The 12,206-nt window shown below is 66.5% G+C and carries 11 protein-coding genes and 1 pseudogene; 6 read left to right on the forward strand and 6 right to left on the reverse strand.

Features of this window, described 5'->3' with window-relative positions:
* The first annotated feature begins 41 nt into the window (after window positions 1–41).
* Complete coding sequence (locus FrCorBMG51_RS34225) at window positions 42–338, forward strand: SDR family oxidoreductase (protein WP_076845167.1); 297 nt, start codon at window positions 42–44, stop codon at window positions 336–338.
* A gap of 509 nt (window positions 339–847) precedes the next feature.
* Here the strand turns inward: FrCorBMG51_RS34225 and FrCorBMG51_RS22605 are convergent.
* Both FrCorBMG51_RS22605 and FrCorBMG51_RS28735 read right to left on the reverse strand, forming a co-directional pair.
* Complete coding sequence (locus FrCorBMG51_RS22605; protein WP_047225025.1) at window positions 848–1,447, reverse strand: PIN domain-containing protein; 600 nt, start codon at window positions 1,445–1,447, stop codon at window positions 848–850.
* A 4-nt stretch (window positions 1,448–1,451) separates the two neighbouring features.
* Window positions 1,452–1,802 carry a helix-turn-helix domain-containing protein gene (locus FrCorBMG51_RS28735; protein WP_047225026.1) on the reverse strand — a complete coding sequence of 117 codons (351 nt, stop codon included), beginning with the start codon at window positions 1,800–1,802 and terminating at the stop codon, window positions 1,452–1,454.
* A gap of 301 nt (window positions 1,803–2,103) precedes the next feature.
* Here FrCorBMG51_RS28735 and FrCorBMG51_RS32135 point away from each other — a divergent pair.
* Window positions 2,104–2,286 (forward strand): annotated as a pseudogene (locus tag FrCorBMG51_RS32135) (hypothetical protein); the annotation flags it as partial.
* Window positions 2,287–2,694: 408 nt separating this feature from the next.
* Here the strand turns inward: FrCorBMG51_RS32135 and FrCorBMG51_RS22625 are convergent.
* Entirely contained in the window at window positions 2,695–3,564 is an 870-nt protein-coding gene (locus FrCorBMG51_RS22625; protein ID WP_047225029.1) for a nucleotidyl transferase AbiEii/AbiGii toxin family protein, read from the reverse strand.
* On the reverse strand, window positions 3,561–4,070 hold the full coding sequence (locus FrCorBMG51_RS22630) for a helix-turn-helix transcriptional regulator (RefSeq protein WP_047225030.1): 510 nt from the start codon (window positions 4,068–4,070) through the stop codon (window positions 3,561–3,563). Before FrCorBMG51_RS22630 ends, FrCorBMG51_RS22625 begins: the two co-directional genes overlap by 4 nt.
* A gap of 651 nt (window positions 4,071–4,721) precedes the next feature.
* Between FrCorBMG51_RS22630 and FrCorBMG51_RS22635 the strand changes: the two genes are divergently transcribed.
* The 3 genes from FrCorBMG51_RS22635 (at window position 4,722) to FrCorBMG51_RS22645 (ending at window position 8,540) form a co-directional block, all read left to right on the forward strand.
* Window positions 4,722–5,147 (forward strand): hypothetical protein, encoded by a 426-nt coding sequence (locus FrCorBMG51_RS22635; protein ID WP_047225031.1) that lies wholly within the window; start codon window positions 4,722–4,724, stop codon window positions 5,145–5,147.
* Window positions 5,148–5,169: 22 nt separating this feature from the next.
* Entirely contained in the window at window positions 5,170–6,615 is a 1,446-nt protein-coding gene (locus FrCorBMG51_RS22640; RefSeq protein ID WP_047225032.1) for a hypothetical protein, read from the forward strand.
* Window positions 6,616–7,163: 548 nt separating this feature from the next.
* Window positions 7,164–8,540, forward strand: a complete 1,377-nt coding sequence (locus FrCorBMG51_RS22645; RefSeq protein WP_052914955.1) for a site-specific integrase — start codon at window positions 7,164–7,166, stop codon at window positions 8,538–8,540.
* Window positions 8,541–8,577: 37 nt separating this feature from the next.
* Here the strand turns inward: FrCorBMG51_RS22645 and FrCorBMG51_RS22650 are convergent, their stop codons facing one another.
* Window positions 8,578–9,612: a hypothetical protein gene (locus FrCorBMG51_RS22650; protein ID WP_052914956.1), complete on the reverse strand. Its 1,035-nt coding sequence runs from the start codon at window positions 9,610–9,612 to the stop codon at window positions 8,578–8,580.
* A gap of 460 nt (window positions 9,613–10,072) precedes the next feature.
* Between FrCorBMG51_RS22650 and FrCorBMG51_RS22655 the strand changes: the two genes are divergently transcribed.
* Entirely contained in the window at window positions 10,073–10,885 is an 813-nt protein-coding gene (locus FrCorBMG51_RS22655; RefSeq protein ID WP_047225033.1) for a hypothetical protein, read from the forward strand.
* A 525-nt stretch (window positions 10,886–11,410) separates the two neighbouring features.
* Here the strand turns inward: FrCorBMG51_RS22655 and FrCorBMG51_RS22660 are convergent.
* Complete coding sequence (locus FrCorBMG51_RS22660; protein WP_047225034.1) at window positions 11,411–12,127, reverse strand: hypothetical protein; 717 nt, start codon at window positions 12,125–12,127, stop codon at window positions 11,411–11,413.
* Window positions 12,128–12,206: the final 79 nt, after the last annotated feature.

Genomic DNA, 12,206 nt, shown 5'->3' on the forward strand with positions numbered 1-12,206 from the left:
CCGGCTCGGCCGAACCAGCCGCCTGACCGAAGGGACCCACCGTGATCACCCTTGTCATCGGGGCGACCGGCCGGGTCGCCGGCCACCTGACCCATCTACTCCGGAAGGACCACGTCCCGGTCAGAGCGCTGGTCCGTAACCGGGAGAAGGTGGTGGCGAGCTTCGTCGACTCAGGCGGGAACTCCACCGAGTTCGAGATCGTCGATGGAGCCTTCGATGATCCGGCCGTGCTGCGGCGCGCCTTCGAGGGCGTCGAGGCGGCGTTCCTCGCGCTCGGCACCAGCCAGTGGCAGGCAGCAGGAGCGGCTCACCGGGAAGCCGCCGCGGCCGATCGATGACTTCATCCACGCCCACCAAACGCTGTTCACCGCGGCCAACGGGGCCGCCCCATCGGCCACATTCAGGACGACATGTTCAAGACGGACCGAACCAGGACGCTCCGCAGGCCTCGAGCCGGCGCTGAGGACCCGGGACGAGTGACGCCTTCCGGCCCGAGTTCGATGCTCGCCGTGAGCTGTCCCGGGTTTGCTGGAGGCCGGGGTCGTTGGGTCACACCAGACGAGCCTCCGCCAGCGCTGTCGCGTCTGCGGTCGCGCGGCACACCGAGGCCCGGGACGCCGCGTTGATCAGACTGCTTGGGCGAGTTCGGTGAACGCCGCTGAAATCACTGTCCGACCGGTCGCTACCCGGGCCCTGGCTAGGGACGATGCCCGTGACCGCGCCGACCGTTGCATCATCTATTGAATCGAACGCGCGTTCCGCAGGTCCGGCGGTTTCGGACGCTTCGGCCCGTCTCGTGACCGTGATCGTCGGTACCGTAGCCGCGTTGACGAGCCGGGTTAGGTCACTACGGAGCCGATGTTGTCCTCGCATCGAGTGCAGCGAGAAGGTGCTCGCCGAATGCTGGGACGCCGTGGGTATGCAGGTAGGTAGCGATGTCGTAGGCGGTCAGCGTGGGGCCGGATCTGCCGGTCCTGGCCGCGATGGCACGAACGGCCGTGACGACGAGGTCTGGGTGGATGTCGAGCTCGTCGAGGAGGAAGTCGTCGAGGGACTGGCGGGTCAGGCGTGCGGGCAGCGCAGCGGGGGGAAAGTCCGCGAGGTTGTCGGTGACGATCACGTCGGCTCGGCCGGCCACGGCGGCGGCGACCACGTGTCGGTCGTCGGGGTCGGGGAGTTCGATGGTCGGCACGAGCCGTTCCCAGCCGGTCACGGGCGCGTCCGGGAAGGCGATCCTCATCTGCCGGAAGAGGCGGGTGAGGTAGGCGTCGGTCTCTTCTGCCGAGATTCCGCGCTTACCGAGCAGTGTGTGCAGGGTCCGTTCGAGCTCGTCCAGGATCTCGCTCGACCAGAGCGGCCGGTAGGCACCGGTGCTGGCGATCTCAAGCAGCACGTCGCGGGCTCTGCTGGGCACCAGGACGCAGGTGTCGAGCAGCGCGGAGAACATCTGGTCAGCCTTCGGCTTTACTGCGGGCGGCTTTCAGCGCCGCCCGGGTCTCGTCGGGGCTGACGTCGTAGAGCCCGAGACGCTCGGTATCGGCGACCATGTCGGCGAAGGCGAGATCGGCGGCGTGGCGTTGGCGGCGGCGGTACTCGAGGAGGTCGTCGAGGCGAACCTTGCGGTGGCGGCTGGGCTTCTCGAACGGGATGGCGCCGTTCTCCAGCAGCCGGACCAGTGTGGTGCGGGAGATACGGAGCAGATCCGCGGCTTCCTGGGTGGACATCGTCAGATGGTGCGGTGCCACCGTGACGGCCAGGCCCGCATTCATCGCCGCGGCGACCTGCAGGAGGACATCGAACATCGGCTGGGGGAGCTCGACGCTGTGCCCGTCCGGGCCGGTGAGCCGAGGCCGAGGATCGGCGGTCCGCCGGCCGCGGNNTCGGCGGTCCGCCGGCCGCGGTCGCGGAGCGCGGCCAGGAAGTCGATGATCTCGCCGGTGTCCTCGTCCGGCAGGTAGGTCTCGTCGTGGAGCGGCTCGGGTCCGGCGGGCGCGGTCATGAACGGCCTCCAAGACGATCGGAACGATCGACATCCTCGTTTCGCTCGATTCTACGCCGGCCGCTTGCTGGCAGCTGCCCGCTGACGGACACCGCGCCCCACCGCTCCATCGCGCACGTGCCGAGGATGTGCTCCACTGGCAGAATCACCAACGCCCGATCTCCGCCGAGTCCCTACGCAAACGACTCCACGTCGGCGCCGGCACCGCCCGGACCCTGGTCGCCCAGCTACGCAGCGGCCCTCACAGCAAGCTCGACAGCCAGCCGCTCGAGGCAGCTGAGCCATAGCCCAGCCCCGCCAGACTGCTGGTGCGTCTCGCGATGGTCCCGGACCAGGCTCGCCCGCCGGCCGNNNACCAGGCTCGCCCGCCGGCCGAGCCAACCGCCGAACGACGGATGTGGGCGTACTACTCGACCGGGCGGGCCAAGGGCCGCACGCCGACCGGCACGGACCTGGACCGGATCGCGGGCACGAACAACTACGGCCGGAAGGTCCCTCCCAGAGCGGGACGGAACCCGACGAGCTGGGACTGCTGCCAAGCAAGCGGTTCGCGCGACGACAAGATGGTCGTTCCAACGGGACTCGAACCGGTCATCCACGTCCTGGCCAGCATCGATCCAGCGATCAGAGTTCAACGAGATAGATCGTAAATCGCATTACCGCAGGTAAAAGGCATGATCAGATGTTCGGTGGACCTAACGCACCACGATAAGAACCGTTTGATCTTGGTGCAGGGTCCCGAGATCACTGTCCGACCGGTCTCCATAAGGCTCTCGACCAGGGGCGATGCCCAGTGAGTCTCCGGCCGACGACATCATCCGCCGAGTCGAACACATGTTCCTCAGGTCTGGCGGGTCCGGACGCTGCGGCCCGTCCGGTGAGCGCGATCGTGGGCGCGGTCGAGCTGAAATCCGGATGGGGCACGCCGGTCGCCGCTCATCCGCCGGTGATTTCCTGACGCCAGGTGTGGAAGAAGTGGCGTAGCCGCTCGGCGGCCGGGTGGGGCAGTCCCAGATCGTCGTCGGTGAACCGGCCGATGGTTCGATCATGTCGGCGAACACCTGCAGGTCGAAGCCGCCGTCCTGGGTTTGGGCGAGGTGGACGAGTTCCTCCTTGGTGAAGACGTTCGCCAGGTCGTGCACGTCGGTGAAATCGCGTGCCTCGGCTCGGCCGAACAGTGCGAGGGTCTTGCGGGCCGCCAGGTCATGGGCGCTGAGTGTCGGGCCGAGTTCGGTGAGGGTGGGTGGTTCGTCCGGCGGGCTGTCGACGCCGAGATCCACGATCAATGCCTCGCTGCCTGCCTCGACGACAAGTCTGGCGAAACTGCCTGTGAGCTGGACCCGTCGGGTGGCCCAGCCCTGCGAAGCCACCGCGCGTTCGAACGCCGCTGCCGTGTCGGGGATCGATGCCGTGGGCGGGAGGGCGGTGAACAGATCGACGTCGCGGGTCTCGCGGTCGACGAGATAACGTGCGATGAGCGCGGCACCGCCCGCGACCGCGAAGCCCGCGCTCTCGGGCAGCCCGAAGAAGATCCGCGCAACCGCCCGCTGCAACGACGTGATCACCGCAGGGCGGCCCGTTCCCAGGCGCGCCGGATCCGGGCGGGAAGGACCAGCTCCGGCCAGGCGTCGACGAGCAGCGCCCCGTCGATGTAGGCGAGGATTTCTTCCGCCGTCCCTTCGCGCAGGACGATCTCGTACAGCCGGTGGCGCTGCCGACGGTCTGTGAGGTCGTAGGTCCGATCGGGGTCGGACCAGTTCAGATGGACGGGCAGGCGCACCCGTGCCAACGCCTGCCGGATCGGGAGCCGAGGCAGCCGATCCGGCACCGTGAACGGCCGTCCCCGCCCGTCCACCACGACCTCGAACGAGGGCACCGGCACCGCGTCGAGCCGGAAGCCCGCCGCCGCCAGCAGCCGCGTCGCGGTCTCCAACGTCGGTGACTTCACCCCATGCTCATAGGCCGCCAACGTCGGCCGCGACGTGCGCGCCCGCCGCGCAAGCTCAGCCCCGGACAGACCCGCCTCCAGCCGCGCCGATTCGATCAGCCGGCCTGCCAGCAAGTTCGCCATTCTCCCTCCACCACGACGGCGACGCGTATCCGATGAGAGACGCTACTCGTCTTTCGATCCTTTCGCCGGCCGATTCGAGCGAACATCGGGCGCCGGGGCGTGCTGGTGGGCCTGACAGACCGCGCAAGGTCGGCGATCATGACGGGCCGGCTCGTGGACCACGTGTACCAGCATCCGAACCGTTTGATCTTGGCTGCTGGCCCTGAAATCATGTCCGACCGGTCGCCACCCGAGCCCCGACCAGGGGCGATGCCCCGCGCCGTGTCCAGCGCGTCGGCGTTGAGGGCTGCGAACACCCGGCGGGCGGATGGCCGGAAGCGACGAGAACGGCCGGCGAATTCTTCCGGATTCGACCTCACACACCACACATCGTGTGCTAAAAATACCTGGGTCGCCATCCCTGCCGGTCACCTCTGCCTGCACGTTTTCTTTCTCGTCCGCGTTCACCGCACACGCCACAATGATCAAGAAAGTGACATTGTTTCTCCCCCGAACCGGAGGTCCGTCGTGGCCGCTGGACGTTCCCGCCCCTCGGGCCGGCAAAACAGACCAGCGTGCGGGAGATCCGCGCCCCGATCGAAACGGCCACGCGGCCGCTCGCAGCCTCGCAGCACCCGGAGTCTCAGTCGGCGCGAGCGGAAGAACCTCCACGTGGCAGCCTATCTTGCGATTGCCTCCGGCGGGCTGGCGCTGGGGATCGGAGTGGCCTGGCCCTGGGTATTCGCCGCAATGTTCGTCATCTCGTTCCTGCTTGCGTTTCGATGGCCGACACTCTGCCGCGCCTATCGCACAGATGGCGGCATCTGCGAGATGTGGGTGAACGGCTGGCTCACCGGGTGCAACAGCCACGCCCCGGTCAAGCGCCGGGATCTACGCGCGGTGATGTGGCCGCCGAACGAGGTGTCTCCCTTTCATCGTGCCGCGCTGGCGATGCGCATCCCGCCGCGGGAGAGCGAGGTGCAGGCCGTTCTCGACGGCGCGCCCCGCCGAATCACGATGCGAAACCTCACCGTCTCCTCGCTCCTCGTCCTCAGCGGGCTGATGGTCCTGGTAGGCGCAGCCGTCGGGTCGCAGTGACCATCCGGAGCCGACAGTGGATATGAGCGACGTCCTCGCGGCGATGGGCAGACCGGGCGTGGTGGCAACACTGTCGGAGCCAAGCGAGCAGGCCGCTATTGCGGAGACGGCAGCGAAGCTGGCCACAACCAAGCCGCTGTATCTCTACCGCCAGGATCCCAGCCTGGTACGGGTCCGGCCCTGGGTGCGGACGAGCCCGATGAACGTGCTGCGCGAGCTCGGTGTCGCGACCACCTTCTACCCCGACGGGCCCTTCTCCGACATGGCGCGGCACTGGGCGCAGGTCCGCTACTGCGGCGCCCTCACCACCCGTACCCGTGGGGTGAGCACGCTCCCACAGCTGGCGATCGGTGACACCAGCCGCGTGGTGCACCACCACAAGACCGCGCAGTCCGAGCACCTGGGCATCGGGTTCGCGATGGTCGTCGCCCGGGCGGTGCTGAACAGCCGCCACCCCGGATTCCGGTTCCAGGCGATGGACGCGGAGGTAGCGCTGGCCGACGGGTCCGCCCTGGGTCACTCAGTGCGCTCCGCCGGCTCCAGTCTCGGCAGACCCGACTACATCCTGCTCGGCACCCAACTGCGAGCAGGTCGCTTTCACACCAAGATCTACCTGCTCGAATGCAAAGGCACGCATGGCGAAATGTCGAGGATCAGGGCGCAGCTCGCAAAGGCGAGCGTGCAGCTGTCAACCCTTCGGATCGACGGTCGCACACCCCCCGGACTCATGGTCGCCACGAAGCTGGACACGGCCGGAATATCCTGTCACGTCTTCGACCCTCCGGGCGACGAGAACCTCCTCTCCGGAGCGGCAGGTGAATTCGACGACATCGTGACGGAGGATCCGGAACCGTTCCTGTTCCCCCGGCGCCACCCCACCTATCTGGATGCCGACATCCACCGGTCCGGCGAGCAGCTCAGCGATGAGGAGATCGCACGCAGACGAGCCGAAGCCGGTTGGCGCTCCGAGGAGCTGCTCCGGCCGATCCGGGGTGCGGCCGACATCCTGGAGGTCCCGGCAGAGCGCCGACGGTGGTTGCTGCAGATGCTCGCACGGAGTTCCGCCTTCACGTCTCTGCTGTACGCCGGTGACAGAGCCGGCGCGGACACCTACTTTCCGGCCTGGCTGCGGCCTGAACCGCCGACATCGGGTCAGCTGCCGCTCGACGATGATGTCTCACCCCCGCCGGATTTCACCAGCATCCGGTCCTCCTTCCGGCTTGGGCCCGACCTTGAGTTCTTCGGCATCAGCCACCGCATGCCCCTTCCCGACGGCAGGGTTCTCGTCGTCCGGCGCGGAGTGGAGCAGCAGCTGTACGGCCTGCTTAGCGAGCACCGGCTGGCCCGTTCCTTTCGGCGTGCGCGGGATGTCGTGGGCCGCTGGCGCACACGCAGCGGACGGCAGAACCTGCCGGCCGATGTCGGCGCCGACGGCACGGGCATCCTCATGGAGGTCCTCGACCGATGAAGATCCTCCCGGAGCCGCACCGAAGGGAGGTGTTGAGGTTCGGCGAGCCTGCGCTTACGGCATAAGTCCACTGCCTGCAGTGTCTACGGCGAAGGCCATGGCGATGTCATGGACGATGACGCCGGACCGGACCGTCTGCGCCGTGAATTGTCGACCCTGTTTCCTCTCGCTCGCCACCTCCAACAATCTCAGGTCCGGCCTGGAGCTTTTGCCAGCCGAGGTGGGGTCTGGACGACGGGGACCGTCTGCTGGCGCGCGAGTCACCCCGTAAGTGAAACCGGAAACGAGGTGACCATGAACATCTATGCCCGTCGTGTGAAGACGCATACCAGGCCACGGCCATCCAGCGTGGTACCAGCGAAGCGGTCTCCCTGGCAGGAAGGCCGAACCCGGTGAAGGGCTCGGTGTTCAAGCGGTGCGGGTGCCGTGATCCGCAGTCTGGCCAGAAGATCGGCCGTAGCTGTCCCAGGCTGGAGCGGTCGGATCACGGTGCCTGGTGGTTCCTGCACGACGTGCCACCTGGCCAGAACGGCCGTCGACGACGAACGATGGGTGGCTCCTTCCCGACCCGTGGGATCGCTGAAACCGAATTGGCCAAGTCACTGGCCCGACTACATACCGGTGGACACACCGAGACCGACCGGGAACTGACCGTCGCCCAGTATCTGGACGACTGGTTGGACGGGAAGGTCAAGCTGCGGCCCTCGACCCGCCGGTCATACGAAAGCCATATCCGGCTGTACCTGAAGCCGGGCCTGGGTCATCTTCGGCTTACTGACCTGCGTGACCATCATGTGGAGCAGCTCTACGCGGCGATGCGGCAGATTGGTCACAAATCGAAGGAACACAAACCCTCGCCCCTGCTGCGGCGTCTTCTCGAAGTGCGCCAGGAGAGCCCAGACCGCCGACGTCCCATGAGCCCGGCCCGGATTCGTCGGGTGCATGCGACCACGATGAGCGCGTTCAACAACGCCGTGAAACGCCGGAAGATCCCGCACAATCCGGCACAGTACGTCGAACTGGCCTCCGGACGCGCCCCGAAACCACTGGTATGGACCACCGGCCGCATCACAACCTGGCAGAAAACGGGACGACGACCATCCCCGGTAATGGTGTGGACACCCGCACAGGCCGGAGCCTTCCTTGACTTCGCCGCGGCGGACCGACTTTACCCCCTGTGGCATCTGATCGCCTACCGCGGCCCCCGCCGAGGCGAGGCCGTCGCCCTGGGATGGGCCGAAGTCGACCTCGACGCCGGTTCGGCCTACGTCCTGGACAACCTGCCAGACCCCGCCGACTTCAACGAGGACGAATGGGGTGACCCGAAAAGCAACGCCGGGTTCCGTCCCATCAGCCTCGACAACCGCACCGTCGCCGTCCTGCTCGCGTGGCGCGCGACTCAGAACGCCGAGCGTCTCGCCTACGGACCGGACTGGGTCGACTGCGGTCGGGTGTTCACCCACGAGGATGGCCGTCGGTTGAACCCGAACGGGGTATCACAACGGTTCGACCGGCTCATCGCCCGGTTCAACACCATCCGGCAGGAACACCAGGAGAAGAACCGGGACACCGCGTTTCTGGCGCGACGGCACCGTATGCCCGCCGCCGCCATCGAGACCGCACTCACGTTCGGACCGCTGCCACCCATCCGACTACACGACCTTCGCCATACCGCGGCCAGCCTTACCTACCGGGCAACACGCGATCTCAAGCTGGTCTCGGAACTACTTGGACACGCCAGCATCCAGTTCACCAGCGACGTCTACACGACAATCTTCGAGGAAGTTGACCGAGACGCTGCGGAGGCGGTCGCAGACCTGGTCCCCCGCACCCACCACACGCCTCTCCCCGGATCACCGACCGCTGCGGCCGATGATGACCTTGATGCCGACGAGACGGTCGAACACGACCAGAAAGAAAAATAACCAGCCGCAGTCACAGCCTGCCCCGGAAGCCAGCCAGTCAGAGCAGTTCGGAGTGTCGTGAGGCTGCTTCGACGCGTATCTGGTCGAGGAATGCAGTGGTGATGCGTTCCTCGACCAGTTCGTCGCCGGTACTGTCGCCGTCAGGATCATCCACCCCGCTGAGGGCGACAATGTCGGATTCGATGTCGGCGTAGTCGCGATAGAGCAGCCAGCAGCCGTGGATTCCCGCGATCAGGTCTTCAAGAAGATCCGTAGCGGGCCGGGTCGGGTCCAGCGGCGTAAGCCGACGGGGCATCAGCGCCTCCCGGAGTTCCTCTGCCTGCTCACCGAACGCCTCCGCCCGGGCATACGCACTTTCCACAGCTGCGAGCAGCACGTCGAGGTCGGGAATCCCTCCCTCAGCGACGACCATGGCTTCGGCAATCAGCTGAAGTACAGCGAGGCGGGCTGTCTGCCCGGCGGTGATGTGTTCCAGGACGACGGTGGGACTTTCGTGGGGAAGCGCCTCGATATTGTCCGCCTCAACGAGGACCTGGGTGGGATCAAGTCCGGTCTGGCGTGCCGTGACCGTGGCGGCGACGTGCAGCCAGTGAGCGGCTGCGACCGCGGCGGCGGTGGGCTCCACCTCGGTGAACAAACGACTGTCCCCGAAGGGATTGTCAGCCAGGAGCACGTCGGCGGCAGCGACCTGGAGGGGGGAGGCGTCGGCGCGGGTCAGGGCGATGGCCTGGCGGGCCCGTCCGGAGAGATCACCGCGTTCAGCCTGCTCGACGGCGTCGAGCTCCGCGGAGACATCAGCGAGAATCTGTTCGGCGAGGTTCTGGTTCCCGATCGCGTGGAGGGCGCGCCCGACGCGGTGTGCAGCTTCTTCGACGATCACATAGGACTGCAGCAGGGTGCCGTTGTGAGGTAGGTGAGGGCGCCGGATCACGGCGAGCACACTGGCGAATGCTGTGCGGTCGCTGGCGCGACGCCAGCCTTCGCTGCCGACACGCAGACTCGGTGTGGCACTGGCCGGATGGGTGTAGGTACGCCACGCCGCCGCAGCCAGGAAGGTCAACTGTTCGGCCAACCGGAAGGCGTCGCGCTCGACAACGGCCGTGGGGAGCGTGGCGACGGTTGCGGCCAGATCCCCGGTTCCAGTAGCTCAGGAGACGAGGAGGGCACGCTGGCCAGGGTCGTAGGCATACCGGCTCATCGCAGACCTCTCCTCCCGCCGTCGCCAGGCTGCCGCACATCGGGTGCGCCAGGGAAGCCACAACAGCCCCGGGATGCGGACATGCCGTCGATCATCAGTTTTTACAGTCCGTAACCACAACCGAAAGAGCGACATGTAGTTGCCGTCGCAACGTCACCACCATGTCACCACCAGAACATCTCATAGCTCTTAATGGCGATCTATGTGGCCTGTTCGCGCAGGTCACGGGGGTGGACCATGTGTACCAGCATCCGAACCGATTGATCTTGGTTGCTGGCCCTGAAATCACTGTCCGGCCGGTCGCTACCCGGGCCCTGACCAGGGATGATGCCGAGTGAATTCCAGGCCGGCAACATCGACAAGCGGATCGAACAGGCGTTCCGTCGACCTGGCGGTTCCGGAGACTCCGGCCCGTCTGGTGACGGTCATCGTCGGGATTGTTGTCGCGTTGACGTTCTTGTTCGGCTTCGGCAATGTACTTGCCCTCGGCCTGCGTCTTGGCGTCCCGATCTGGGTGGCACCGTTGGTCGCCCCGGCCGTGGACCTGTCGGTAGTCGCGCTCTTGCTCGGCACGCGGCACCTCGCCGTGCACGGCGGCCCGGCAAACGTTTTGCGATCAGCGCGACGTCTTCTCATCTTCACGAGCATGGTAACGCTCGCCCTCAACGTGGCGGAACCCCTTCTGGCCGGGCACTACGGAAAGGCCACGTTCGACGCCGTCGGCCCGCTGCTGCTGATCGGCTGGTCGGAGGTCGGCCCGGGACTCCTTCAGGCCATGCGCCCAGCCCGGTCTGATATAATGCTGGATGGTGCACCTGCGGGCCGTGGCGCGCACGGCTTCGTGGCAGCCGAACCCCACGCGCAGCGAGAACGGCCTGCTACCACCGAGATGCGACCGGCGCGAAAGGGCACGCTCCAGACCGATAGCATGGCACGCGATCAGGATCTGCTCCATCGGGCCTGGGCCGAAGACGTGCTGCACTGGCAGCAGTACCAGCGCCCGATCTCCGCGGAAACACTGCGCAAGCGCCTCCATGTCGGTACTCCCACCGCGCGCAAACTGGTCGCGCAGCTACGCAGCGACATCCACAGCCAGATCGAAAACGTCTCCAGCCGCCTCGACGGTATGCCCCAACCGGCCACGTGATCGACGGGCAGGCCCCGATCCCGTGCTCACCGCGCGAGCCTCGTGATCTCGGTGGGCGCGGGATCGCAGCCGAGGACAACGGTCCGACGACCGGCGTGGATCACCGCGGAACTCCACCGCCTCAGGTCCGAAGGTACGACGATGCGGGAGCCGTGATCTGGACAGGTCACTGGGCGGCCCAGCGGAATCCGTCAACCTGATGGTGGATGCGCTGACGCGGTGGCCGAACTTGAGAAGCTCGCCTCGGATCCTCTTGTAACCCGTGGTCAGCGTTCGACATTTCTGACCACCACATCCGCAATCACGCGCACCGTGTCTGGACTCACGTCAGCGATGACAGCGAGTGGCAGACGGGGTCCAGTCGCCAATGCCGAGAGCTTTCCCGAGAAGCCTCGCCGCTGCCGCCGTACGGTTGCCGGCCGGGGGCGAGCGCAGCCGCCACGCCCGCCAGTGCCTGGACCTGGGTGGAGGGGTCGCGCGACCTGTTCGGCACGGTCGTGTTGCCGGCTTGGGCGAGGGCGCCGGTCACGTGTCGGTGCGGGCCGAGGTGCGGACGGCGCGGTAGGCCAGCGATTGGATCGCTCTGAGCAGCGCGGCGAAGTCTTCGACCGGTTCCCGGGGGTCGACCAGCAACGCGAAGTCCTCCTCCCAGCCACGCATCTGCCGGCGCAGATCTTCGGCCTCGCGCGAGTTGTCGAGTTGGCTAGAGATCTCCTCGATCAGATTGAGGACATCTTCGCGGCGGGCGGAACCGCGGCGCGTCCGAACAAAGTCGCGTTTGATTCGATTGATCCTGCTCGAAATTTTCTCGACACTTTCAGCCCGTTCCGCGTCCCGTTGTGCTTTGGCAAGCGCTGTGAGTAGAATCCGGAAGTTTTCATGGGCCACCTTGATGTCGTCAGGAGCGGCAGTGAGCCCGGGCATTTTGCCGGCGAGAACGTCGATGACCGCCCGAGAGAAGGCCACTTTGTCCAGATGGAAGCTGGGTGTTCCGGTTCGCGCGCCGATGGCCGATTCGAGGTACTTCAGCGTTCCCCGGTTCGGCGAGGTCTTGACCGCGTCGTCGTAGACCTGCGACTGATCGAGCTGAAGGGCGACGACGTCCACGGTGGGTACGAACTCTTGGCAGTAGACGTGTGCAGCGGCGACCGCGACGCCGAACGGGATGATGTCTTCGATTCCGGCGACGCCCAGAGGATTCGGGGTCGTGAGATCGGCGAGGTCATTCTGACCGAGTTGCAAGATGAGATCACTCTTGATCAGATTTGGGCCGTACGCTCCGCCGGCTTGCAGGGCCTTACGGTAGATGTCAAGTCAAATG

The sequence above is a fragment of the Protofrankia coriariae genome, from assembly GCF_001017755.1.
Lineage (GTDB): Bacteria > Actinomycetota > Actinomycetes > Frankiales > Frankiaceae > Protofrankia > Protofrankia coriariae.